This window comes from Agromyces cavernae (assembly GCF_021044935.1).
Classification (GTDB): domain Bacteria; phylum Actinomycetota; class Actinomycetes; order Actinomycetales; family Microbacteriaceae; genus Agromyces; species Agromyces cavernae.
Genome location: NZ_JAJNMP010000002.1, coordinates 643,303 through 668,070 on the forward strand (window position 1 = coordinate 643,303; position 24,768 = coordinate 668,070).

General features: G+C 71.6%; 23 protein-coding genes and 1 pseudogene. 9 read left to right on the forward strand and 15 right to left on the reverse strand.

The annotated features are described in order from the left end of the window. Positions 1-114: 114 nt before the first annotated feature. From LQ757_RS09115 to LQ757_RS09135, 5 genes are all read right to left on the reverse strand, one after another. Positions 115-438, reverse strand: coding sequence for a DUF2469 family protein (locus tag LQ757_RS09115; RefSeq protein WP_231046897.1), 324 nt, complete (start codon positions 436-438; stop codon positions 115-117). A gap of 6 nt (positions 439-444) precedes the next feature. Next, entirely contained in the window at positions 445-1,125 is a 681-nt protein-coding gene (rnhB, locus tag LQ757_RS09120) for a ribonuclease HII (protein ID WP_231046898.1), read from the reverse strand. Next, complete coding sequence (lepB, locus tag LQ757_RS09125; RefSeq protein WP_231046899.1) at positions 1,125-1,868, reverse strand: signal peptidase I; 744 nt, start codon at positions 1,866-1,868, stop codon at positions 1,125-1,127. The genes rnhB and lepB overlap by 1 nt, the downstream gene beginning before the upstream one ends. Before the next feature lie 81 nt (positions 1,869-1,949). After that, a complete protein-coding gene (gene rplS / locus LQ757_RS09130; RefSeq protein ID WP_231046900.1) occupies positions 1,950-2,297 on the reverse strand; it encodes a 50S ribosomal protein L19 in 348 nt (115 codons plus the stop codon). A gap of 208 nt (positions 2,298-2,505) precedes the next feature. Further along, on the reverse strand, positions 2,506-3,021 hold the full coding sequence (locus tag LQ757_RS09135; RefSeq protein ID WP_231046901.1) for a hypothetical protein: 516 nt from the start codon (positions 3,019-3,021) through the stop codon (positions 2,506-2,508). Between the two features lie 86 nt (positions 3,022-3,107). On the opposite strand from LQ757_RS09135, the gene map reads away from it, so the two are divergent. Continuing rightward, positions 3,108-3,875 (forward strand): type I methionyl aminopeptidase, encoded by a 768-nt coding sequence (gene map, locus LQ757_RS09140; protein WP_231046902.1) that lies wholly within the window; start codon positions 3,108-3,110, stop codon positions 3,873-3,875. Between the two features lie 7 nt (positions 3,876-3,882). On the opposite strand, the gene nirD is transcribed toward map, so the two are convergent. After that, positions 3,883-4,233 (reverse strand): nitrite reductase small subunit NirD, encoded by a 351-nt coding sequence (nirD, locus tag LQ757_RS09145; protein ID WP_231046903.1) that lies wholly within the window; start codon positions 4,231-4,233, stop codon positions 3,883-3,885. 202 nt (positions 4,234-4,435) lie between these two features. On the opposite strand from nirD, the gene nirB reads away from it, so the two are divergent. From nirB to LQ757_RS09175, 6 genes are all read left to right on the forward strand, one after another. Next, complete coding sequence (gene nirB, locus LQ757_RS09150; protein WP_231046904.1) at positions 4,436-7,051, forward strand: nitrite reductase large subunit NirB; 2,616 nt, start codon at positions 4,436-4,438, stop codon at positions 7,049-7,051. Next, complete coding sequence (gene cobA, locus LQ757_RS09155) at positions 7,048-7,824, forward strand: uroporphyrinogen-III C-methyltransferase (RefSeq protein WP_231046905.1); 777 nt, start codon at positions 7,048-7,050, stop codon at positions 7,822-7,824. Before nirB ends, cobA begins: the two co-directional genes overlap by 4 nt. 8 nt (positions 7,825-7,832) lie before the next feature. Next, positions 7,833-8,951, forward strand: a complete 1,119-nt coding sequence (locus LQ757_RS09160; protein WP_255681276.1) for a uroporphyrinogen-III synthase — start codon at positions 7,833-7,835, stop codon at positions 8,949-8,951. A 139-nt stretch (positions 8,952-9,090) separates the two neighbouring features. Beyond that, on the forward strand, positions 9,091-10,482 hold the full coding sequence (locus tag LQ757_RS09165; protein ID WP_231046907.1) for an MFS transporter: 1,392 nt from the start codon (positions 9,091-9,093) through the stop codon (positions 10,480-10,482). An 11-nt stretch (positions 10,483-10,493) separates the two neighbouring features. Then, on the forward strand, positions 10,494-12,617 hold the full coding sequence (locus tag LQ757_RS09170; RefSeq protein WP_231046908.1) for a molybdopterin oxidoreductase family protein: 2,124 nt from the start codon (positions 10,494-10,496) through the stop codon (positions 12,615-12,617). Next, positions 12,614-14,260, forward strand: coding sequence for an FAD-dependent oxidoreductase (locus tag LQ757_RS09175; protein ID WP_231046909.1), 1,647 nt, complete (start codon positions 12,614-12,616; stop codon positions 14,258-14,260). Before LQ757_RS09170 ends, LQ757_RS09175 begins: the two co-directional genes overlap by 4 nt. A gap of 102 nt (positions 14,261-14,362) precedes the next feature. Here LQ757_RS09175 and LQ757_RS09180 read toward each other — a convergent pair whose 3' ends face one another. From LQ757_RS09180 to LQ757_RS09205, 6 genes are all read right to left on the reverse strand, one after another. After that, positions 14,363-15,124, reverse strand: a complete 762-nt coding sequence (locus tag LQ757_RS09180; RefSeq protein WP_231046910.1) for a sirohydrochlorin chelatase — start codon at positions 15,122-15,124, stop codon at positions 14,363-14,365. A gap of 133 nt (positions 15,125-15,257) precedes the next feature. Next, positions 15,258-15,947, reverse strand: coding sequence for a tRNA (guanosine(37)-N1)-methyltransferase TrmD (gene trmD, locus LQ757_RS09185; protein WP_231046911.1), 690 nt, complete (start codon positions 15,945-15,947; stop codon positions 15,258-15,260). Between the two features lie 7 nt (positions 15,948-15,954). Further along, positions 15,955-16,629 carry a ribosome maturation factor RimM gene (gene rimM / locus LQ757_RS09190; protein WP_231046912.1) on the reverse strand — a complete coding sequence of 225 codons (675 nt, stop codon included), beginning with the start codon at positions 16,627-16,629 and terminating at the stop codon, positions 15,955-15,957. A gap of 1 nt (position 16,630) precedes the next feature. Further along, positions 16,631-16,867 (reverse strand): RNA-binding protein, encoded by a 237-nt coding sequence (locus tag LQ757_RS09195; protein WP_056651189.1) that lies wholly within the window; start codon positions 16,865-16,867, stop codon positions 16,631-16,633. 3 nt (positions 16,868-16,870) lie between these two features. Next, positions 16,871-17,290: a 30S ribosomal protein S16 gene (gene rpsP, locus LQ757_RS09200; protein WP_231046913.1), complete on the reverse strand. Its 420-nt coding sequence runs from the start codon at positions 17,288-17,290 to the stop codon at positions 16,871-16,873. A 161-nt stretch (positions 17,291-17,451) separates the two neighbouring features. Further along, complete coding sequence (locus LQ757_RS09205) at positions 17,452-18,933, reverse strand: aminopeptidase P family protein (RefSeq protein WP_308195597.1); 1,482 nt, start codon at positions 18,931-18,933, stop codon at positions 17,452-17,454. Between the two features lie 300 nt (positions 18,934-19,233). On the opposite strand from LQ757_RS09205, the gene LQ757_RS09210 reads away from it, so the two are divergent. Together LQ757_RS09210 and LQ757_RS09215 are read left to right on the forward strand one after the other, a co-directional pair. Continuing rightward, the gene (locus LQ757_RS09210) at positions 19,234-20,172 is read left to right on the forward strand and encodes an ornithine cyclodeaminase family protein (RefSeq protein ID WP_231046914.1); all 939 of its coding nucleotides are present in this window, start codon (positions 19,234-19,236) and stop codon (positions 20,170-20,172) included. Beyond that, positions 20,172-21,155, forward strand: coding sequence for a proline racemase family protein (locus tag LQ757_RS09215; RefSeq protein WP_231047334.1), 984 nt, complete (start codon positions 20,172-20,174; stop codon positions 21,153-21,155). The genes LQ757_RS09210 and LQ757_RS09215 overlap by 1 nt, the downstream gene beginning before the upstream one ends. A gap of 77 nt (positions 21,156-21,232) precedes the next feature. Here the strand turns inward: LQ757_RS09215 and LQ757_RS09220 are convergent. The 3 genes and pseudogenes from LQ757_RS09220 to LQ757_RS09230 form a co-directional block, all read right to left on the reverse strand. After that, a pseudogene (locus LQ757_RS09220) lies at positions 21,233-22,732 on the reverse strand (aldehyde dehydrogenase (NADP(+))); the annotation flags it as partial. A gap of 43 nt (positions 22,733-22,775) precedes the next feature. Then, complete coding sequence (locus LQ757_RS09225; RefSeq protein ID WP_231046916.1) at positions 22,776-23,777, reverse strand: proline racemase family protein; 1,002 nt, start codon at positions 23,775-23,777, stop codon at positions 22,776-22,778. Beyond that, on the reverse strand, positions 23,777-24,709 hold the full coding sequence (locus tag LQ757_RS09230) for a dihydrodipicolinate synthase family protein (protein ID WP_231046917.1): 933 nt from the start codon (positions 24,707-24,709) through the stop codon (positions 23,777-23,779). Before LQ757_RS09230 ends, LQ757_RS09225 begins: the two co-directional genes overlap by 1 nt. Positions 24,710-24,768: the final 59 nt, after the last annotated feature.

Below are 24,768 nucleotides of genomic sequence, written 5' to 3' on the forward strand. Positions count from 1 at the left end.
TGCACCTCCGCGAACAGCGTCGCGGAGGGACATCCGTCGGCCGGATCGCAGCGGTCTCACCGTGCAGAACCGACGCCCGGCTCCGACTGTCGAGGACGAGTGCGGCGGCGAGCGCTACTCGTCGAGCGCGAGCTCCTTCGGGAGCTCGAACTCCCGGGTCGCGAGCTCTTCGACGTTCACGTCCTTGAAGGTGAGCACGCGCACGGCCTTGACGAACCGGTCGGCGCGATAGACGTCCCAGACCCAGACGTCTTTCATCGTGAGCTCGAAGTAGAAGTCGTGCTCGGTGTCGCGTCGTACGAGCTCGACCTCGTTCGCGAGGTAGAACCGTCGCTCGGTCTCGACCACGTACTTGAACTGCGCGACGATGTCGCGGTATTCGCGGTACAGGGCCAGCTCGACCTCGCGGTCGTAATCTTCGAACTCGTCCTCATCCATCGGCATTCATCCTACGCTGAGGTCGAAGAGCGTCGGCGCCTCGGGCCCCCGCTCGTGCAGCCAGGTCTTGCGGTGCAGCTCGCTCGCGCCGTGCTCGTCGATGGCCGCGAAATGGGCGCGGCTCGAGTAGCCCTTGTTCTCGTCCCAGGCGTACAGCGGGGTGGCATCGTGCGCGCGGCGCATGCCGCCGTCGCGGTGCACCTTGGCGATGACGGATGCCGCTGCCACGGACGCGCAGTCGCGGTCGGCCTTGATGCGCGTCGAGACCCGGGCCCGGTGCTCGATGGCGCCGCTCAGCCAGTCGTGGTTGCCGTCGAGGATGAGCGGAAGCTCGATCGCGTCGACGGGCAGCTCGAGGGCTGCGAACGCCCGCGCGCCGGCGAGCCCGAGGCAGGCCATGATGCCGAGTTCGTCGATCTCTGCGGCACTCGCCTCGCCGACCGACCACGATCGCACCCATGCGGCTGCACGAGGCGCCATCGCCTCGCGGCGCGGCTCGGTCATGAGCTTCGAGTCGCGAAGGCCGGCCGGCATTCGGCGCACCCCGGCGTCGATGACCACCATGCCGACCGCGACCGGACCGGCGAGCGCACCGCGACCCACCTCGTCGCACGCGAGCACGAGCGGCGCACCCTCGTCGAACAGCACGCGTTCGACGCGCAGGTTGGGGATGACGGAGGGCGACATCAGCCCGCCGCCTCCTCGACGCCGTCGAAGACCGCCGGGTAGTTGTCGAGCCACGCCCAGTGCGAGATCGGCCAGCTCACCACGAACGCTCGGCCGACGACGTTGTCGACCGGGACGAACCCCTCGAGCGGGGTTCCGCCGTTGTAGCGCGAGTCCTTCGAGTTGTAGCGGTTGTCGCCCATGACCCAGAGCGAGTCGTCGGGGACGGTCACGTCGAAATCGAGCTCGGACACCTTGGTCGTGCCGGGCGGCAGGGCGACGTACGGCTCGTCGAGGGGCACGCCGTTGACGCTCATCTGGCCGAGGGCGTTGCAGCACACGACCTCGTCGCCGGGCATGCCGATGACCCGCTTGACGAGATGGTCGTTCGAGTCGGGCGCCGAGAGACCCACGAAGGCGAGGAACCAGTCGACCGCGGCGACGAGCGGCGGCTGCGAGGGGTCGACCCTCGCCGGCAGCCACCCGCCCGGGTCCTTGAACACCACGACATCGCCGTGCTGGATGGGCGCCAGGTCGGGCACGAGCTGATTGACGATGATGCGATCGTCTTGCACGAGCGTCTGCTCCATCGATGCCGATGGGATGAAGAACGATCGGATGAGGAACGTCTTGATGAGGAACGACACCAGCACCGCCACCAAGAAGATGACGAGGAGGTCGCGGAAGAACAGCAGCGTGCTGCGCTTCCTGCGTGCTGATGCCGAGCCCGCGCGTTCAGTACGCGTGCTTGTGTCTTCTGTCATTTAACCGCCCGAGCTCCCCACCATTCTAAGGTGGGGAGCCCGGGTTCGAGTTCGCGTGGCGTGCGATTCGCGCGAGGCGGATCAGCTGTCGCGCTTCTCCTTGATCTTGGCCTTCTTGCCGCGGAGCTTGCGCAGGTAGTACAGCTTCGCGCGACGCACGTCACCGCGGGTGACGATCTCGATGTGATCGATGACCGGCGAGTGCACGGGGAACTTGCGCTCGACGCCGACCTGGAAGCTGACCTTGCGGACGGTGAAGGTCTCGCGCACGCCCTCGCCCGAACGGCCGATGACGACGCCCTGGAAGACCTGGATGCGCGAACGCGTGCCTTCGATGATGTTCACGTGCACCTTGACGGTGTCGCCGGGGCGGAAGTCGGGGATGTCCGACTTCAGGCTCGCGGCGTCGACGTGGTCGAGGATGTGCATGATGGTTCGCTCTCTGCGCCCGCCACCGGTCGAACGCGGATCTGGAAATGGAAGTGTCTGGTGCCGCCCGCGCGAACACTCGATGAACGATCGCGCTGTGCGTGCTCCCCGGAGGCAGAGCTCTGCGGCGGCACAATCGTCCATTCTGCCATGCCGGGTGCCCGTCAGGCAAAGCGGGCGAGCGGATGACCCGGGCGCGAGGCTCCCGTCAGTCGCGCACCTCGTGCACGATGATGACCTCGCCGTCGTCGTCGGGCCCTCCGCCCGTCGACGACCCGCCGGCGCCGGCGGGCCCGCCCGGCGCACCCTGCTGCTGGGCGGCGAGTCGTTCGAACTCGGCCATCGAGGCCTTCATTCGCTGTGCGCCGTCGGAGATGAGCTGCCACAGCGAGAACCAGAATGCCGCGATCGCGCCGATGACCGCGAACACCGCGAACCAGGCGCCGCCGGAACCGTAGAAGCCCGTGGCGATGATGGACGCGTGCCAGGCGCCGAGCACGCCGACGTCGATCCATGAGACCGCACGTTCGGCGCGCACCGTCGGGCGGGCGTTGACGAGCAGCGCCACGATGCCGAGCGCGATGAACGCCACGGGCACCACGATGGCCAGGCCGAGTGTGCCCCAGCCGCCCGAGCCGAACACGGCCCAGCCCACGAGAAGCCACACCGGCAGCGCGATGATCGCGATGAACTGCCAGCGGTAGAAGAGGCGCCGGAGGAGCATGTGCCAAGGCTAGCGGCCGCTGCTTCGAGCCGGCCGGGTGTTCACTCAGGGCGGAGCCGCCAGAATGGACTGCGGAGAGGATGGGCATGATCGAACTGAGGACCCCTGCCGAGATCGAGGAGATGCGCCCCGCGGGCCGCTTCGTGGCGAGCGTGCTCGAGGCCACCGCGGCTGCGGCGAGCGTCGGCGTGAACCTGCTCGAGCTCGACGCGCTCGCGCACGAGATGATCAGGAAGGCCGGCGCCGACAGCTGCTACATCGACTACCACCCCTCGTTCGGCGCGAGCCCCTTCGGCAAGGTCATCTGCACCTCGGTGAACGACGCCGTGCTGCACGGGCTCCCCCACGACTACCGGCTGCGCGACGGCGACCTGCTGAGCCTCGATTTCGCGGCGTCGGTGAACGGCTGGGTCTCGGACTCGGCCCTCTCGATCGTCGTCGGCACCCCGCACGACGGCGACCTGCGGCTCATCGACACCACGCAGCGCGCACTCGAGGCCGGCATCTCGGCCGCGCGGGTGGGCAACCGCGTCGGCGACATCTCGCGCGCCATCGGCGACGTCGCGAAGGCCGGCGGCTACACGGTCAACACCGACTTCGGCGGCCACGGCGTGGGCCGTACGATGCACGGCGACCCGCACGTGCCCAACAGCGGGCGCCCCGGGCGCGGCCTGCCGCTCAAGCCCGGCCTCGTCATCGCGATCGAGCCGTGGTTCCTCGAGACGACCGACCGCATCTTCACCGACCCCGACGGCTGGACCCTGCGCAGTGCCGACGGCTCGCGCGGCGCGCATTCCGAGCACACGATCGCGATCACCGACGGCGACCCGATCGTGCTCACGCAGCGCGGCTGAGCGCGCGTCAGGCGTCGAGCTCGATCTCGACCATGCCGCCGACGATGCGCGTGCGGTAGGTGCGCAGCACGAGCGACGCATCGGTGAAGCACTCCCCGGTGCCGAGGTCGTAGACCTCCTTGTGCAGCGGTGACGCGATGGTCGGCCGCTCGCCCCGCGACCCGACGATGCCCCGCGCCATGACCGGCGCGCCGGTGTGCGGGTCGTGGTGGTCGACGGCGTACACCTCGTCGGCGGCGACACGCACGAGCGCGACCTGCGCCATGCCGATGAGGGCGACCTCGCCCCAGCCGTCCTCGAGCTCGTCGACGTCGCAGGCGGGGTTCCAGGTGGTGGTGCGTTCGATGGCGAGTGACATCCCTGCTCCTCTCGTGTCGTGCCTGCGACGCTACGGCGCGGCTGTTTCGCCCGGGACATCCGCCTGTTTCGACGACGTGAAACCCGGCTCACACGACCCGCCCGGCCCTGTGCGGTCGAGGTGCGACGCGGTTACGTCGCCGTAACAGGGCCGAAACGGCCCGGCCGTACGCTCGCAGCCAATCGAGCCACGGAGGGCCGCAATGACCCACACCACTCACATCGGAACCGGCGTCCGCGATGTCGTCGTCGTGGGCGGCGGGCCCGCCGCCCACCGCCTCGCCGACAGCCTGCACGCACGCGACGGCGGCCGCACCCTGCGGGTCACGGTCGTCGGCGAGGAACTGCACGCACCGTACGACCGGGTCGCCCTGAGCACCCGGCTGGCGGATGTCGCGACCGACCTGACCCTGACGCCGACCTCGATGTGGCACGAGGGCAGCGTTCGCCTGCTCACCGGCGAGCGGGTCGTGGCGATCGACCGCGAAGCGCGTACGGCGACGACCTCGGGCGGCCTGGTGCTGCCGTGGGACGACCTCGTGCTCGCGACCGGATCGAGCGCGCCGGTGCCCGACCTTCCCGGGCGTGCGCACGCTCGGGTCTATCGCACGATCGACGACGTCGACGCGCTCGTCGCCGAGGTGCGCGACCTCTCCGCGTCGCACGGCCGGCCGGCGCGCGTCGTCGTCGCGGGCGGCGGACTGCTCGGGCTCGAGGCCGCGGGCGGTGTCGCGAACCTCGGCGCACACGCCGCGGTCGTGCACTCGGGTGGCTGGCTCATGTCGGCCCAGCTCGATGAGGGCGCGGGGCGTGCCCTCGGGCGCATCATCTCCGGTCAGGGCATCGGTCTGCACCTCGGTGCCCGGCCATCGGCGGTGGTCGTCGAGGACGACGCCGTCGTCGCAGTGGAGCTGACGAACGGACGCCGCATCGAGTGCGACCTCATCGTGTTCGCGATCGGCATCAGCCCCCGCGACGAACTCGCCCGCGAGCTCGGGCTCGACCTCGGCCCGCGCGGCGGCGCGGCGATCGACACGTCGTGCGCGACCTCGGCCCCCGGCATCTGGGCGATCGGGGAGGTCGCGAGCTTCGAGGGGCGGTGCACCGGGCTCGTCGCCCCGGCGAACGCGATGGCCGAGGTCGTGGCCGACCGCCTCCTCGGCGGCGCGGCCGAGTTCACGAGCGTCGACGACGCGACGAAGCTGAAGCTCTCGGGCGTCGACGTCGCGAGCTTCGGCGACGCGCTCGCCCGCACCGAACAGGCGCTCGAGATCGTCTACGCCGACCCGGCGCGCGGCCTCTATCAGAAGCTCGTTGTGACCTCCGACGCGAAGACGCTGCTCGGCGGCATCTTCGTCGGCGACGCCACCCCCTACGCGTCGCTGCGGCCACTCCTCGGCACGCAGCTGTCGAGCGAGCCGGCCGCGTACCTCTCGGCATCGGGCATGGAGGCGCCCGCCGGCGACGAGCTGCCCGCCGCCGCCCTCGTGTGCGCGTGCAACAACGTGACCGCCGGAACCATCCGCGACGCCGTCACCGGCGCGCACGCGGCGCACGACGATGGCTGCACGGAGCTCGGCGCGCTGAAGACGTGCACGCGGGCCGGAACCCAGTGCGGTTCGTGCGTGCCCCTCGTCAAGAAGCTGCTCGAGTCCGAGCTGAAGAAGGCGGGCGTCACCCCCTCGCGTGCGCTCTGCGAGCACTTCGAGCTGAGCCGCCAGGAACTGTTCGAGTCGGTGCGGGTGCTCGAGCTCGCCTCGTTCGACGAGATCATCGCGCGCCTCGGCACCGGGCGCGGCTGCGACGTGTGCAAGCCCGTCATCGGCTCGATCCTTGCCACGCAGCACGGCTCGTACATCCTCGACGGCGGCCGCGGCGGCCTGCAGGACACGAACGACCGCGCCATGGCGAACATGCAGAAGGACGGCACCTATTCGGTCGTCCCCCGCATCCCCGCGGGCGAGATCACGCCCGACAAGCTCGCAGTCATCGCCCAGGTCGCCATCGACTACGGCCTGTACACGAAGATCACGGGCGGACAGCGGATCGACCTGTTCGGCGCACGACTTGATCAGCTCCCCGAGATCTGGCGGCGGCTCGTCGACGCCGGGTTCGAATCGGGCCAGGCGTACGGCAAGGCGCTGCGCAACGTGAAGAGCTGCGTCGGCTCGACCTGGTGCCGCTACGGCGTGCAGGACTCGGTGGCGATGGCCGTGCAGCTCGAACTGCGATACCGCGGACTGCGTTCGCCGCACAAGCTCAAGTTCGGCGTCTCGGGCTGTGCCCGCGAGTGCGCCGAGGCGCGCGGCAAGGACGTCGGGGTCATCGCCACCGACCAGGGCTGGAACATGTACGTCGGCGGCAACGGCGGATTCCAGCCGGCCCACGCGCAACTGCTCGCGAGCGACCTCGACGACGAGACGCTGCTGCGCTACATCGACCGCTACATCATGTACTACGTGCGCACGGCCGACCGCCTGCAGCGCACGGCGCGCTGGATCGAGGACATCGAGGGCGGCCTCGACCACGTGCGCGACGTCGTCGTGAACGACTCGCTCGGCCTCGCCGACGAGCTCGAACAGGCGATGGCGAGACACGTCGACACCTACAAGGACGAGTGGGCGGCGACGCTCGCCGACCCCGAGCGGCTCCGCCGGTTCCGCTCGTTCGTGAACGCGCCGAACCAGCCCGACCCCTCGATCGCACGAGTGCCCGACACTCGCGGGCAGTTCCGCCCCGCGACCGCCGAGGAGCGCGAGCGCGGCGATGCCGTGCTCGTCGCGGGAACGACGATCCCCGTGCGGGGGGCCGACGAATGACCGGCCACGTGACGCTCGTCGGCGGCGGCCCCGGCCGCGAGGACCTGCTGACCCTCGCGGCGGTGCGCGCCCTCGAGGCGGCCGATGTCGTGCTCTACGACCGGCTCGCCCCGCACGAGGGCCTCGGCAGGCTCGCGCCGACCGCCGAGCTCATCGACGTCGGCAAGCGCCCGGGTCACCACGCGATTCCGCAGCATGAGATCGAGGAACTGCTCGTCGAGCATGCGCTCGCCGGCCGCCACGTCGTGCGGCTCAAGGGCGGCGACCCGTACGTCCTGGGTCGCGGGGGCGAGGAGGTGCTCGCGTGCCACCGGGCCGGCATCGCGGTCGAGGTGATCCCTGGCGTGACGAGCGCCGTGGCCGTCCCCGGCACCGCAGGGATCCCGCTCACCCACCGCGGCATCAGCCACCTGTTCACCGTCGTGTCGGGCCACGCCCCGCTCACCGACGACGAGCTCACGCACCTCGCGGGACTCGGCGGCACGATCGTCGTGCTCATGGGCGTGAATTCGCTTCCCTCGCTCACCGCGGGCCTCGCCCGGCACGGCATGCGGGTCGACATGCCCGTCGCGATCGTCGAACGCGGATTCCAGCCCGGCCGGCGCACGACGATCGGCAGCCTCGCCGACATCGTGTTCGCCGCCGGACGGGCGCAGGTGACCTCGCCCGCGATCATCGTCATCGGCGAGGTCGTGCGCCTCGCCCACGACGGCGATGCCGAGGCATCCGAGCTCATGCGACGAGCGACGGCATTCACGGCGGTGTCGACGTGACCGACGTGATGGAAGCACCGCCGGCATTCCGGCCCGACCAGCTCGCCGGATTCCGCATCGGGGTCACGAGCGATCGCCGGTCGGCCGACCTCATCGACGCGCTCGCGCGCCGCGGTGCGCACGTGCTGCACGCGCCGACGCTGCGCATGGCCAACGCGATCTCCGACGATCCCGTGATCGCCGACACGCGCGCGATCATCGATGCCCGGCCCGACGTGCTGCTCGCGACGACCGCGTACGGCGTGCGCCGGTGGTTCGAGGTCGCGGATGCCGCGGGCCTCGGTGAGGACCTCGTCGAGGCCCTCTCGGGCACGGCGATCCTGGTGCGCGGGCCGAAGGCGCGCGGCGGGATTCGGGCGGCCGGGCTCAACGATGTCGGAATGAGCGCCGAGGAGACGACCGAATCGCTCATCGACGAGGTGCTCGCCACCTATCCCGAGGGCCTGACGATCGCGGTGCAGCTGCACGGATTCCTCAATCCGGCGCAGCTCGTGCGACTGCATGCGGCGCACGCCCGCGTGCTCACCGTCGAGCCGTACCGGTGGATCGAGACCGATGAGACCGACGACCGGGTCGACCGCCTCATCGACGCCGCGTGCTCGGGCGGTCTCGACTGCATCACGTTCACGAGCGCACCCGCGGTGCACGCGCTGTTCATCGCGGCCGAGGCACGCGGTCGCTACGACGACCTCATCGACGCGATGTGCGGGCCGGTCGTCGCGGCCGCCGTCGGCCCCGTCACGGCCGCGCCGCTCATCGATGCCGGCGTGATGCCGATCCAGCCCGAACGCTTCCGAATGGGCGCGCTCATCCGGCTCGTGTGCGAGCATCTGGAATCGGCGCGGGTCGTGCGTCTCGACACCCGGCACGGACCGATCGCGTTGCGCGGTTCCGTCGTCGACGTCGACGACCGCCGGGTGGCACTCGCGCCCGTCGCGCTCGGGATCCTCCGCGCACTCGTGCAGGCGCGCGGGTCGGTCGTCGCCCGCGACCGGCTCGCCGCCGGCCTGCCCGGCACGAACGACGCGCACGCACTCGAGGTGGCACTGAGCCGGCTTCGCCAGACGATCGGCGTGCCCGGCCTCATCGCCACGGTCGTCAAGCGGGGATACCGGATCGATGTCTGACGGCGACCTCACACGGCGGGCCCCTTCGGGTGAGCAACTGGAGACGCAGGGTTCACACCCCGACCGAGTCGCGGAAACACGGCGCGAATAACGTCGGCAGCACATGCTCCACCCGTGACCGACACCCCCGGAGGCACTGATGACCGAGACCCTCAGCACCGCTCCCCCGCAGGACGACCAGGCCGTCGCACCGGCGACGACCGCCCTCGCCACGAGGCCCGGCCGGTGGATCGACCACTGGAACCCTGAAGACGAGGGGCAGTGGCGCACCGAGGGGCGCAAGATCGCCCGCCGCAACCTCAACTGGTCGATCTTCGCCGAGTTCCTCGGCTTCGTCGTCTGGCAGCTCTGGAGCATCGTGGCGGTGCAGCTTCCGGACGCCGGCTTCGACCTCGGCACCGGAGAGATCTTCTGGCTCATCTCGATCCCGAGCCTTGTCGGCGCCACGCTGCGCATCCCCTACTCGTTCTTCGTCCCGATCTTCGGCGGCCGGAACTGGACGATCATCTCGGCGGCCCTGCTCCTCGCACCGACAATCGCGCTCGCCGTGTGCGTGTCGAACCCCGAGACGCCGTTCGGCGTGCTGCTCGTGGCCGCCGGCCTCGCCGGCTTCGGCGGCGGCAACTTCGCCAGCTCGATGTCGAACATCACCTACTTCTACCCCCAGCGGGAGAAGGGCTGGGCGCTCGGCCTCAACGCCGCCGGCGGCAACATCGGCGCCGCTGTCGCCCAGTTCGTCGTGCCGATCGCGATCACCATCGGCGCGGGCGCGACCCTCAACCTCCCGGTCGCCGGTTGGATCTGGATCCCGTTCATCCTGCTCGCGATGTTCGGCGCCTACCGCTACATGGACAACCTCTCGAATGCCAAGGCCGACCTCTCCGGTTCCGCCGCAGCGCTCAAGGAGCCGCACCTCTGGCTGATGTCCATCCTCTACATCGGCACCTTCGGCTCGTTCATCGGCTTCGCCAGCGTGTTCCCGAAGCTCATCGCCGACCAGTTCCCCGAGTTCTCGGCCATCGCCGTCGGTGGTGCCTCGATCTCCCTCGCGTTCCTCGGAGCGCTCGTCGGATCGCTCTCACGCCCCTTCGGCGGCCGACTCTCCGACCGGTTCGGCGGTGCCCGCATCACCATGATCGCCTTCGCGGCCATGGCGACGATCACCGTCGGCGTGCTGCTGACCCTGCCGCTCGGCAACTTCTGGCTGTTCCTCGGCCTCTTCCTCCTCCTCTTCGCGGCGGCGGGCGTGGGCAACGGCTCGACCTACCGCATGGTGCCGATCGTCTTCGCCCTCCGCGCGTCGGGCGACGACACCGCCCGCAAGCGCAAGGCGGCAGCCGCGCTCGGCCTGATCTCAGCGATCGGCGCCTACGGCGGCTTCCTCATCCCGCAGGCGCTGAACCTCTCGTTCCAGGCCACCGGCGGCTACGCCGGCGCGTTCATCGGCTTCATCGCCGGCTACGCCGCGCTCCTCGTGCTCACGTACGTCGTCTACGTGCGGTCGGGCGGCCTGCGCGAGCACAAGATCTGAATCGAGGCCGCATGTCCCGTCCCGCCGACTCGCACTGCCCGTACTGCGCACTGCAGTGCGCGATGACCCTCACGCCGACGGATGCCGCAGCGGATGCCGCTGCACCTGCCGTCGCGCCCGTGACGGTCGCCGGCCGCGACTTCCCGACGAATCGCGGTGGGCTGTGCAAGAAGGGCTGGACCTCGGCGGAACTGCTCCGCGCACCCTCGCGCCTCGGCGCCCCGCTCGTGCGGGGCGCCGACGGCGCGTTCCACGAGACGAGCTGGGACGAGGCGCTCGACCTCGTCGCGGCGTCGTTGCGCGGCATCCGCTCGGCGCATGGCGCGGACGCGGTCGGCGTGTTCGGCGGCGGCGGCCTCACCAACGAGAAGGCGTACCTGCTCGGCAAGTTCGCGAGGCTCGCGCTCGGCACGAGCCGCATCGACTACAACGGCCGGTACTGCATGTCGTCCGCCGCCGCCGCCGGCAACCGGGCGTTCGGCGTCGACCGCGGGCTGCCGTTCCCGCTCGAAGACCTCGACGGGGCCTCCACGATCCTGCTCCTCGGCACGAACGTCGCCGAGACGATGCCGCCGTTCATCGGACACTTGGCGGGCGCGCAGGCCGCCGGCGGTCTCGTCGTCGTCGACCCGCGCCGCACGGCGACCGTGCGGCTGACCGACGACGGCAGGGGCCTGCACGTGCAGCCCGCACCGGGCACCGACCTCGCGCTGCTGCTCGGGCTGATCCACGTGGTCATCGCAGAGCGCCTCGTCGACGACGAGTACGTCGCCGCGCGCACCGTCGGGTTCGACCGGCTGCGCCGCAGCGTCGCCTCGTGGTGGCCCGAGCGCGTCCAGTCGGTGACGGGCGTGGCCGCATGGACCCTGCGCCGACTGGCCCGCCGGCTCGCGTCGGGCGAGGGCACGTACATCCTGACGGGCCGGGGCGTGGAGCAGCACGTCGACGGCACCGACACCGCGACGGCCGCGATCAACCTCGCGCTGCTGCTCGGCCTGCCCGGCCGGGCAGGCAGCGGTTACGGCACGCTGACCGGCCAGGGCAACGGCCAGGGCGGCCGAGAGCACGGCCAGAAGTGCGACCAACTGCCCGGCTACCGCAAGATCGTCGACCCCGAGGCCCGCGCCCACGTCGCGCGCGTGTGGGGGGTCGACCCCGACGTCATCCCGGGCCCCGGCGTGCCCGCGGTGGAGCTGCTGCAGTCGCTGGGGCAGCCCGGCGGCGTGCGGGCCCTCATGGTGCACGGCTCCAACCTCGTCGTGTCGTCGCCGAACGTCGACGCGGTGCGCGCGAGCATCGAGCGGCTCGACCTGCTGGTCGTGTGCGACTTCTTCCTCTCAGAGACCGCGGCGATCGCCGACGTCGTGCTGCCGATCACGCAGTGGGCCGAGGAGGAGGGCACGATGACCTCGCTCGAGGGCCGGGTCATCCGCCGCCGCCGGGCCATCACCCCGCCCGCCGGCGTGCGCGATGAGCTGTGGATCCTCGCGGAGCTCGCGCGCCGCCTCGAGTGCACGGCGGCCTTCGACACCGACCCGGAGCAGGTCTTCGAGGAGCTGCGGCTCGCGTCCGAAGGCGGCATCGCCGACTACTCGGGCATCGACTACGCCATGCTCGACCGCGGCGAAGCCGCCTTCTGGCCCTACCCGCGCGGCAGCTCCGGCACGCCCCGGCTCTTCATCGAACGCTTCGCGCACCCCGACGGCCTCGCGCGGCTCATCCCGGTGTCGGTGCGCGAGTCGGCGCGACCGCGGCCCGCGGACGACGAGGTCACGCTCGTCACCGGGCGCCTGCTCGAGCACTACCAGAGCGGTGCGCAGACGAGGCGCGTACCCGAGCTGCTCGACGCCCAGCCCGAGGCGCTCGCATCGATGCACCCGGCGACGGCCGACAGGCTCGGCATCGCCGACGGCGATGAGATCGGGGTGGCGAACCATCGGGGCACGGTCCGCGTGCGAGCCCGGCTCACGCCCGACATTCGGCCCGACGCGGTGTTCATCCCGTTCCACTACGGCGACGAGCAGGCCGCGAACCTGCTCACCTCCGACGCGGTGGATCCCATCTCATCGATGCCCGAGTTCAAGACCAACGTCGTGCGCGTCACGCGCCTCACGGAAGCCGGGGTCCCCGCATGAGCGCACTCAGGATCGTCCTCATCGGCTACGGGCCCGTCGGAGCCCGGTTCGTGGAGGAGCTGCTGCCGTCGGTGCGGAACGGCTCGGTCGAGCTCACGGTCGTGGCCGGGGAGAACGTCGAGGCGTACAACCGCGTGCTCGTCGCCGAGTACGCGGTGGGCAACACCGACCTCGATGCGATGCTCGTCGGCGACCGGGAGACGGCCGAGGAGGCCGGCGCGCGCGTGCTGCTCGGCGTGGCGGCGACCTCGATCGACCGAGCCGCGAAGGTCGTGCGACTCGGCAGCGGCGAGGAACTCCCCTACGACCGCCTCGTGCTCGCCACGGGATCGCGGGCGAACGTGCCCACCCTCGACGGCGTCGAGCGGCACCGCCGCGACCTCGCCTCGCTCGAGAAGTACGGGTCGTCGCTCGTCGCACGTGACGACGACCTGCCCGAGGGGATCACCGCGCTGCGCGACCTGGCCGACGCCGAGCGCGTGCTCGAGGCGGTGCGCGATCGCCGTCGCATCATCGTGCTCGGCGCGGGCGTGCTCGGGCTCGAGCTCGCGCTCGCGGCCGCCCACGCGGGCGCGCAGGTGTGCGTCGTGCACCACGGCCCCCACCCGATGCCGCGCAACCTCGACCGCGGCGGCGGGCAGGTGTTGCGTGCCGCACTGCGACGCACCGGCATCACCGTCATCGCGCACAGCCGCGCCGAGGCGGTCGCCTACCGCACCGACGATGACGGCACCCGACGCTTCGACATGCTCGTCACGGCCGACGGCAAGCAGTTGCGCGGCGACCTGCTCGTGCTCTCGTGCGGCGTGAGCCCGCGCACCGAGCTCGCGACACTCGCCGGACTGCGCACCGGGGTCGGTGTCGTCGTGCACCCGGACCTGCGCTCCTGGACCGACCCGAGCATCTTCGCGATCGGCGACTGCGCCCAGGTCGTCGAGCGCACCGAAGAACTCGCAGGCCAGCGAGTGCTGCCAGGCGCGCCCTCAGGGCTCATCGGCCCGGGTTGGCGTCAGGCGGACTGGCTCGCCGGCGCCCTGACCGCCGAAGCCGAGCTGATCGTCGCAGCGGACGGGGATGACGGCGCAGGGTCATCCGATCGCTCGCCGGCCGCTGCACCCGCCGAACGCGAGTCGATCGTGATGCTGAAGGCGGAGCACATCGACGTCGTCGCCGTCGGCGATGTCACCGCCGACCCGTGGGACGACGACGCCCTCTATCCCAGGCGGCGCGTCTCGCAGTGGGCCGACCCCGAGCACCTGCGCTACGTGAAGATGGTCACCGACGATGGCGCACTGACCGGCTTCGTGAGCGTCGGCATGCCGCGCACGGCCGCCGAGCTCACCCTGCTCTTCGAGCGGCGCGGCGAGCTGCCGGCCGACCGGTCGCTGCTGCTGCGCTTCGACGGACCCGACTACGACCCCGCCGCCGATGCCGACGCCTTCGCGCCGACGACGACGGTCTGCTGGTGCAACGGCGTCACGGTGGGCCGCATCGAGGAGTCCGCGGCCTGCGGCAACACGACCGTCGAGTGCGTGGGCCGCGACACCCGTGCGGGCACCGGCTGCGGCGGGTGCAAGGGTCGGATCGCCGAGGTGCTCTCACGCGCCGCCGAGCCCGACGGCACGCCGACCCTCACGGCCTGAGGCGGCCGAGTCGCTGCCGGTCACCCGTGACCTGTCAATCGCGACGCTCAGCGCGACGCGGCGGCTCAGCGCGACGCGACGCTCAGCGCGACGCTCAGCGCGTCAGGCAGGCTCCCAGTCGTTCGCGTCGACGGCGGCGTAGCGCGCGAGCACGAGCTCGACGAGCTCATGCGGCGCCGCATGGTCCGGCAGCAGCAACGGGTCGGCGATGACGTCGCCGCCCGCGCCGGCGGCGGCGTCGTAGAACGTGCCGGGGGCGAGCAGGTACGCGCCGACGAGCACGCGCGTGCCCGGGTGCACCTCGCGGATCATCTCGATCGCGTCGGGGAGCCGCGGAATCGCCGCCGCGATGAACCCGACCGTCACGGGCCGCCCGAGTCGCTGCCCCAGGCGCCGAGCCGTCTCGAAGCACTCCCGTACCGCGCGCGGGTCATTGGATCCGGCGGCCGCGAGCACCACGGTGTCGTCGTCATCGAGGCCGAGGTCGAAGAGGCGGCGGGCGAGCACCGCGACGATGCGATCGTCGGGCCCGAGCTCATCGGCGAGCTGTGCGCCGCCGCCGAGGCGATCGAGTCCCAGCGAGAGTCCGGTGCGCACGTGGAAACCCGCCGAGAGCACGAGCGGCACGATCACGGCATCCGGTTCCGCCGTCGCCGCGAGCGACGCCGCGACATCGCGGTTCGCGGCGTCCACGAAGCTGATGGACACGTCGAGCTCGGGGCGCTCAGACGCGACGGCGTCGACGAGGCGGATCACCGCCTCGCGATTTTCAGGCGAGGGGGCGCCGTGGGTGACCGCCACGAGCCGGAGGGGGTGGATGCCGGGTACGTCCGCCGGCACGCCCGAGCCGCTCGTCCCGACCATGTTCCGCCCCGCGCTCTCCGGCGGAATCCGGTCTCAGCCGCCGGTTTCGACGGTATGCACGGCGTGTTTCACGGGTCGCACCCGCATGTTTCGGGAACGTGAAGAGTCCCTCACGCGGCGAGCCCGGCGAGGTTCAGTCGTCGAGCAGTTCGGGCCGTACGCGACGGGTTCGCTCGACCTGCTGCTCGTGTCGCCACGCGGCGATCGCCCCGTGGTTGCCCGAGAGCAGCACGGGGGGCACGTCGAGGCCGCGCCACGCGGCCGGCTTCGTGTAGCTCGGGTACTCGAGCAGCCCGTTCTCGTGCGACTCCTCGACGAGGCTCTCGGGGTTGCCGACGACACCGGGGACGAGGCGCCCCGCCGCTTCGATCATCGCCATGACGGCGACCTCGCCGCCGTTGAGCACGTAGTCGCCGAGGCTGACGAGCCGCACGCGCATGCGCGTCGCGTAATGGTCGACGACGCGCTGGTCGATGCCCTCGTAGCGACCGCACGCGAACACGAGGTGCGGCTCTGCGGCGAGTTCGCGCGCGAGCTCCTGGGTGAACGGCTCGCCCGCCGGCGACGGTACGACGAGCAGCGCGTCGGATGCCCCGTCACCGACGATCGCGTCGAGGGCCTCGCCCCACGGCTCGGGTTTCATGACCATGCCGGCGCCGCCGCCGTACGGCGTGTCGTCGACGGTGCGGTGGCGGTCGTGGGTGAAGTCGCGCAGGTCGTGCGCGGTCACCTCGATGAGGCCGGACTGTCGGGCCCTGCCGAGGAGCGACAGGTCGAGCACGTCGAAGAACGACGGGAAGATCGTGACGATGTCGATCCGCATGGGCGACCTACTCGGCGTCGTCGGTGGTGCGGTCGGATGCCCCGGACTCGCCCTCGGCCGAATCTTCGGCGGTACCGGCGACGGGTGCGGCGGTGGCCTCGTCGGCCGCGTCCTCGTCGGCCACGTCCTCGTCGGCCACGTCCTCGAAGAGCCCCGCCGGCGGCGTCACCGTCAGGGTGCCGGCCTCGAGGTCGACCTCGGGCACGATGGCGGCGACGAAGGGCACCATGACCTCGCGCGCCTTGGCACGTTCCTCATCGACGCGGACGATGAGCAGGTCCTGCGCGGGCAGGTGGTCGACATGCGTGACCTCGCCGATGCGCTCGCCGTCGCGAATGACCGCGAGGCCGATGAGCTGGTGGTCGTACCAGGCGTCGGGCTCGGCGGCCTCGTCGTCGGTGTGCGAGACCCAGAGGATCGCCTTCGCGAGGCTTTCGGCTGCGGTGCGGTCGTCGACCCCTTCGAAGAAGCCCACCGGATGCCCGTTGTACCAGCGCAGCTCGCGCAGGGTGAGGTGCTTGCCGTGCCACGGCGAGCTCTCGGGCACCTGAAGCGAGAACTCCGCGCCGGGCACGAAACGGCGCTCGGGGTCGTCGGTGTAGAGCTCGAGCTTGATGGCGCCCTTGAGGCCGTGCGCCTTCGTCAGGCGGCCGACCCGCAGTTGCGTGCCTGCGTCGGCCACGTCAGTCGTCGGTGTCGACGACGTCGACGCGCACGCGGCGACCGTCGGCGAGAGCCGTGACGAGGGTGCGGAGCGCTTTCGCGGTACGGCCGGCACGGCCGATGACGCGACCGAGGTCCTCGGGGTTCACGTGAACCTCGAGGACCTCGCCGCGTGCGCTCGACGCGGAGACGACCTTCACATCGTCAGGGTGATCGACGATCCCCTTGACGAGGTGTTCGAGCGCGGACTGGAGCAAGGTCTACGCCTCGTCCGTCGCGGCCTCGGCCTCAGCCTCGGCAGGCGCCTCTTCGGCCTTGGGGGCCGGCTTCTCGGCCTTGGGCTTGAGCACCGGCTTCTTCTTCTCGTCGGCCACGAACGCGACCTTGGCGTCCTTCACCTGGACCTTCGAGACGGCGTTCTCGTCGCCCTTGAACTTGCCCCAGTCGCCGGTGAGCTTGAGGATCGCCGTGACCTGCTCGGTCGGCTGCGCGCCGACGGAGAGCCAGTACTGGGCACGCTCGGAGTCGACCTCGATGAACGAGGGCTGCTCGGTGGGGTGGTACTTGCCGATCTCCTCGATCACGCGACCGTCGCGCTTGGTGCGCGAGTCGGCGACGACGATGCGGTAGTAGGGCGCGCGGATCTTGCCGAGGCGCTTGAGACGAATCTTGACAGCCACAATTCTCCTGAATGTGTAGAAAAGGTTGAACCGATCGCCTGGAGCGTGGGGTGCACACCCGGCGGAAGCTCGAATTGGGTGGACCACGGCCGGATAGAGGGTCGGGCGGCGGTCCAACCGCCTATTCTGCCAGATTCAGTGAGCGCCCGCGAACCGGCGCCTCACGCGAGTCGGGCCATCCATGATTCGATGCCGGCGACATCGATCGGCAGCGCCGCCGACAGCACCTCGCTGCCGCCGTCGGTCACCACGAGGTCGTCCTCGAGGCGGACGCCGACCCCGCGGAGCTCGGGCGGAAGGGTCTCGTCGAAGGCGTGGAAGTAGAGCCCGGGCTCGACGGTCAGGACCATGCCGGGGCGCATCTTCGCCCCCTGATAGGCGGCGTGGCTCGCGGTCGAGCAGTCGTGCACGTCGATGCCGAGGTGGTGGCCGACCCCGCACACGATGTAGCGGCGGTGCTGCTGCCCGCCGGGCGAGAGCGCCTCGTCGACCGAGACCGGCAGGAGTCCCCAGTCAGCGAGCCCGCGTGCGAGCACCTCCATGCAGGCGGTGTGGAAGTCGGCCCAGTCGCGACCCGGCCCGACGGCCGCGAGGCCCGCGCGGTGCGACCGCTCGACGAGGTCGTGGACCTCGCGCTGCGCCGTCGAGAACCGTCCCGACGCGGGCAGGGTCCGCGTGACGTCCGCGGTGTAGCCCGAGCGGCGCTCGACGCCGAGATCGAGCAGCAGCAGGGCCTCGGGGTCGACCTCGCCCTCGGCGCGCACCCAGTGCAGGATGGGTGCGTGCGCGCCGGAACCGACGATCGACGCGTAACCCACACCTGCGCCGAAGGTGCGCGCGTGCCGGTCGAAGGTGCCCTGCAGCCAGCGCTCGCCGCCGCGGCGCACCGCCTGCGGGATCTCGAGCGCGGTCGCGGCGAACCCGTCGACCGTCGTGTCGACGGCCGCGCGCAGCTCGGCGAGCTCCCACTCGTCCTTGATCATGCGGAGTTCGGCGAGCACCCGGTTTAGCTCGGCCGAGCGGGGGCGGGCGCTCAGCGCGGCGGCCGGGCCCGAGGCGGCGGGCGTGCCGGCCAGCAGGGCGTCGGCGGACAGCTCGAGCTCCTCGAGGCGCCGGGTGCGAACGCCGAGCGCGTCCCCGTACTCGCGGAGACCGGGCATCGGGCCGACCCAGAGCTCGCCCCGCAGCGGATCTGCGAAGAAGCCGTCGTCGCCCGGACGGAACGGTGCGGGCAGGTAGAGCGTCGCGTCGTGGCCTCCCGCGACCGGTTCGAGCACCAGCACGGCGTCCTCGATCGGGGCTCCGACGAGCCAGAGGAAGTCGCTGTCGGCACGGAACTCGTGCGCGTTGTCGTTCACGCGCATGGGCGCCCGGCCCGCGGCGACAGCGAGCACGCGACCCGGTAGCGCCTCCCCCAGCCGTGCCCGGTGCCGAACGCCCGCCTCGGCGGCGCCCGACGGGACGCCGGGCGTGCGATCGGCCTCGCCCCAGCCCTGGAGCATCCACTCGCGGAAGCCCGGTGCCTCGGCGAGGCGCGGCATGCGCGGATCGGGCTCGGCCGCCTGCGGCATCGATCGCGCGGGCGCCGCCGCTGCGGGCACGACGAGTTCGGCTACGGCATCGGGGGTGTCATTGCTGGTCATCGGGTCTCCTCCCGGCCCGCGGTGCGCGGGCCATCCGTTGCTGGTGCCGTGCCGAGGCGAACCTCGGGTGCGGTGAACAGTTGCTCGGCGAATCGCCCCGATGCAGGCCGTCGTGCTCGAACTCATTGGTGATCCACGCCTCGAGCACGACGACGCGTGCGGCCGTCTCGAGCGAGAGGCCCGCATCGACGTACAAGTCGTCGTGTAGACGGCCGCCTGGAAGGGTACCTTCGCGGCGAGGCGGGCGCGTCATCATCCGCGATGTGTGGCATGTTACACATCACACAGTAGGATGTCGACATGACCGATGTCATCGCCGCCATGCGGGTCCTCGATGCCGCGGCGATCCGCGCCCGCGTCGACCTCCCCCGCGCCGTCCGAGCCCTCCAGGATGCGCTCCGGGCCGGGTTCGATCCCGACGACGATCCGCCGCGATCGATCGTCGACGTCCGGCACGGGCAGCTCCTGCTGATGCCGGCCGATCTCGGCCGCTACGCCGGGCAGAAGCTCGCGACGGTCGCCCCCGCGAACCCCGGGCGCGGCCTCGAACGCATCCAGGCCGTCTACATCGTGCTCGACGCCGAGACCCTCTCGCCCGTCGCCCTCCTCGACGGCACCGAGCTCACGAACCTGCGAACCCCCGCGATGTCGGCCGCGATGCTCGACCTCGTCGCCGAGCCCGACGCCGCGAACCTCGTCGTGTTCGGCACCGGCCCGCAGGGCGTCCGCCACGTCGAGGCGATGCGGGCCATCCGCCCGATCGCGCGGGTGCGCTTCGTCGGCCGCGACCCGGGGCGGGCCGAACGCGCGGTGGCCGCCTTCGCGGCATCCGGTCTCGACGTCGCCGTCGGCACCGACCGCGACGTCGCCGACGCCGACCTGGTGGTGTGCGCGACGACCGCGCGCGAACCGCTCTTCGACGCGGCCCTCGTGCGCGACCGCACCGCGCTCGTCGCGGTCGGATCGCACGAGCGCGACGCTCGCGAGCTGCCCGGTGCGCTCCTCGGGCGCGCGCAGGTGATCGTGGAGACCGAGCGGGTGTCGCGCACGGAGGCCGGGGATGTGATCATGGCCGTCGAGGAGGGGCATCTCTCCCCCGGCGACGTCGTGCCGATGGCGCGGATCGCGACCGGCCACGTCGCCGTGGCGCGGGACCGTCCGCGGGTCGTGAAGACGTGCGGCATGGGATGGCAGGATCTCGCGGTCGCGCAGGCCGCGATCGAGAAGGAGGGCGCGTGATGCGTTGGAGCACCGAGGACTGGCACACCGCCGGCGAACCGTTCCGGATCGTGGAGGGCGTCGCGACCGAGGGCGCTACCGTGGCCGAGCGGCGGGTCCACGCGATGACCGGTGAACCCGATGCCGTGCGCCGCTTCCTCTGCCTGGAGCCGCGCGGCCACGACGACATGTACGGCGGGTTCATCACGCCGCCCGACGACGACGGCGCCGACTTCGGCGTGCTGTTCTGGCACAAGGACGGGTTCTCGACCGCATGCGGGCACGGCACCATGGCGCTCGGCGCCTGGGCCGTCGCGAGCGGTCGCGTCGCGGCACCCGACGACGGCGAGGCGGTCGTCACGATCGACGTGCCGAGCGGACGCGTCGAGGCGCGGGTGCAGCGCGAGGCCGGACGGACGACCGGGGTCGTCTTCCGCAACGTGGCCTCCCGGGTGCTCGCCCGCGGCATCCCGCTCACGACGCGCCGCGGCGAGGTGCTCGTCGACCTCGTCTTCGGCGGCGCCGTCTACGCGACCCTGCCGGCGGCCTCGCTCGGGCTCGAGGTCGCCCCCGCCCACACGACCGAGCTCATCCGCCTCGGTCGTGAGATCAAGTGGGCCCTGAACGACCACCCCGCGGCGCGGCTCGACGACGACCGCCTCTCGGGCGTCTACGGCACGATCCTCGTCGACGACCTGGGCCGCACCGAGTCGGGCCCGTGGCAGCGCAACGTGACCGTCTTCGCCGACGGCGAGGTCGACCGGAGCCCGTGCGGCTCGGGCACCGCCTCGCGGGTCGCCCTCCTCGCGCACACGGGCGAGCTCGCCGACGGCGAGACGCTGACGCACGACTCCATCATCGGCACCCGCTTCCTCGCACGGGTCGCGGAGCGCACCGCCGACGGAGTGATCCCCGAGGTCACCGGACAGGCGTACCGGGTCGGCCGCTGCGAGTTCGAGCTCGACCCGGCCGACCCGCTCGCCGAGGGCTTCAGCCTGCGCTGACCGCCGCTGACCGCACGAAGCGACGAGGGCGGATGCCTCGGGGCCGGCCCCGAGGCATCCGCCGTCGTGTTTCGTGCTCAGTGCTCGCCGGTGAGGCTCCCCCACCCGGGTGAGCGGCCCGCTGCGCTGCGCCGTTGCGGTACGCCCCACGGGTTGTCGTCGCGGAGCGGTGCCGGCAGCAGCGCCTGCGGCGCGTTCTGGTAGGCGACGCCGCGCAGGAAGCGGGTGATCGCCGCGGTGCCGACGCTCGTGGCGTCGCTCGTGGTCGCGGGATACGGGCCGCCGTGCTGCATCGCGCTCGTCACGGAGACGCCCGTCGGCCAGCCGCCGAACAGCACCCGGCCGCTCGTCTCGGCGAGGGCGTCGACGAGGTGCGCGAGTCCGCCGCCCGCGAGCTCGGCGTCGCTCGCGTGCAGCGTCGAGGTGAGGTTGCCCGGGAACAGCTCGCGCTGCACCTCGGGCAGTTCGGCCGCGTCGTCGTAGCGGACGACGATCGAGAGCGGACCGAACGACTCCTCGAGCAGCTCGTCGCGGTGCTCGCGCAGCGTCGCGAGGTCGACCTCGACGACGGTGGGCGTCGCGAAGCGCTGCTCGGCGTCGTCGACGCGCACGGCGCCCTCGGCGAGCACGGTGACGCCCGGTGCGCCGAGCACGGCGGTGCGGCGCTCCTCGAAGGCGCGACCGATGCCCGGGTTCAGCAGACGGTGCTCGGCGAGCGACGCGGCGGTCTCGCCGACGGGAACGAGCACCGCTTCGCGCGGCACGAAGAGGAAGCCGGGCTTGGTGCACAGCTGCCCGGCCGATCCCGAGACCGACGTGAGGAAGCCCTGCAGCAGCTCGGGGTCCTCCGCCACCGCGCCCGCCGTCGCGTAGACGGGGTTCACGCTGCCGAGCTCACCGAAGAACGGGATCGGCCGCTGCCGCGATGCGGCGATGTCGGCGAGGAGCCGGCCGACGTGCGTCGACCCGGTGAAGGCGCCGGCGCGGATCCGCTCGTCCTTCAGGAGGGCGACCCCGGCTTGCTGCCCGGCGACCACCTGGAAGACGCCCTCGGGCATGCCCGCCTCAGCGAGCGCGGCGGCGACGATCTCCCCGGTGCGGCGCGAGAGGTCGGGATGCCCCGAGTGGGCCTTCACGATGAGCGGGCAGCCCGCCGCGAGGGCCGCGGCCGAATCGCCGCCGGCGACCGAAAACGCGAACGGGAAGTTCGATGCCGCGAAGTTCAGCACCGGGCCGACGGGCTCGAGCACGCGCCGCACGTCGGGGCGCGGGCCGATCACGTAGCCGGGGTCGGCGTCGTCGATACGCGCGTCGAGGTAGCCGCCGTCGACGATCACCTCGGCGAACAGTCGCAGCTGGTTCGTCGTGCGGCGCACCTCGCCGGTGAGGCGAGCCTCGGTGAGGCCGGTCTCGCGCATCGCGATGGCGATGAGTTCGGCGGATGCCGCGTCGAGCGCGTCGGCGACGGCGACGAGCGCGGCGGCGCGGTCCCTCGGCAGGGTGTCGGCGAAGGGTCGCGCGGCGCGCGCGGCGTTGCCGGCGACGTCGTCGAGGTCGATCTCGGTGGTCATGCGTGGGTCTCCAACTGGTCGATTCGGATGGCTGCCCCGGCGGGACGGGTCAGAAGACGAATCCCTCGGGGAACGGGTCGTCGTCGTCGAGCAGGTACTGGCCGAGGCCGGTCACCCAGGCGCGGCCAGTGATCGTCGGGACGACGGCCGGGATGCCGCCGACCTCGGTCTCGCGGATGAGGCGCCCCGTGAACTCGGTGCCGATGAACGACTCGTTGACGAAGTCGGCGTCGAGTGCGAGCTCGCCCCGGGCGAAGAGCTCGGCCATGCGCGCGCTCGTCCCGGTCCCGCAGGGCGAACGGTCGAACCACCCGGGGTGGATGGCCATGGCGTGCCGGGAGCGGACGGCGTCGGATCCGGGTGCGATGAACTCGACGTGGTGCACATGGTTCGCGCCGGCGATCACGGGATGCTGCGGAGGCGCCTGCGTGTTGATCGCCTCCATGATCGCGAGTCCCGCGCGGAGGATGTCATCCTGGTGCGCGCGGTCGAACGGCAGGCCGACGGCGTCGAGTTCGACGAGCGCGTAGAAGTTGCCGCCGAAGGCGATCGAGTACGGCACGTCGCCGTACCCGGGCACCTCGATCGAGGCATCCAGCCGCTCGGTGAAGCTCGGCACGTTCTCGATGGTGACGTGCTTCGCACGACCGCCCTCGACTGCAACGCGCGCGATGACGAGGCCGGCCGGCACGTCGAGCCGGATCTCGGTGACGGGCTCCGTCACCTCGACCATGCCGGTCTCGACGAGCACGGTCGCGACACCGATCGTGCCGTGCCCGCACATCGGCAGGAACCCGGAGGCCTCGATGAAGACCACGCCCCAGTCGGCGTCGTCTCGCGCGGGCGGCTGCAGGAGCGCGCCCGACATCGACGCGTGGCCGCGGGGCTCGTTCATGAGCAGGCCCCGCAGCCCGTCGAGGTGCTCCATCGCGTAGAGCCGGCGGTCGTTCATGGTCGCACCGGGGATCCGGCCGACGCCGCCCGTGACGACACGGGTCGGCATGCCCTCGGTGTGGGAGTCGACGGCGGACAGAACCCGGCGCGCGCGCATCAGGCGAGCACCGCCTGGCGTGCCGCGAGCGCCGCGAGCGCGCGCTCGGTGTCGGCGGTGACCTGGGCGTGCTGCTCTGCCGAGAGCGGGCCGCGCGGCGGGCGGGTCGGGCCGCCGTAGGAGTTGCCGCAGATGTCCATCGAGAGCTTGATCGCCTGCACGAACTCGGTGCGCGAATCCCAGCGGAAGACGGCGACGAGCTGCTCGTAGAGCGCCTTCGCCTCGTGCCACTTGCCGTCGGCGCAGAGGTTGTAGAGCTCGACCGCCTCCTTCGGGAAGGCGTTCGGGTAGCCCGCGAACCAGCCGACGGCGCCGTTCACCATGAGCTCGAAGAGCACGTCGTCGGCACCGGCGATGACGTCGATGTCGCACTGCTCCTTGATCTCGTAGACACGGCGCACGTCGCCCGAGAACTCCTTGATCGCGACGACCTCGGGGATCTCGGCCAGCTTCGCGACGAGCGAGGGCACGAGGTCGACCTTGGTGTCGAAGGGGTTGTTGTAGGCCATGATCGGCAGCCCGACCTTCGCGACCTCCTGGTAGTGCGCGATGACCTCGGCCTCGTTGGCGCGGTAGAGCGTCGGCGGCAGCATTAGCACGCCGTCGGCGCCGTCCTCCTGGGAGATCTCGGCCCACTTGCGCGCCTGGTGGCTGCCGACGCCGTGGACGCCGGCGATCACGATGCCGCGGCCGTCGACGGCTTCGACGGCGACCTGGATCACCTTGCGGCGCTCCTCGTCGGTGAGCGAGGAGTACTCGCCGAGCGAGCCGTTCGGGCCGACGCCGCGGCAGCCGTTCGACATGAGGAAGTCGACGTGCTCGCCGAACTTGTCGTAGTCGACGGCGAGCCCGGCGGGAGCCGCGGGATCTTCACGGAAGGCGAGGGTGGTGGCGACGACGACACCGCCCAGGTCCATGTTCTGCTCGGTCATTGGGGTTCCATCCTGTCGGTCTCGATGCGGGTCTGGGACGGTCTCGGGATGATCACGGG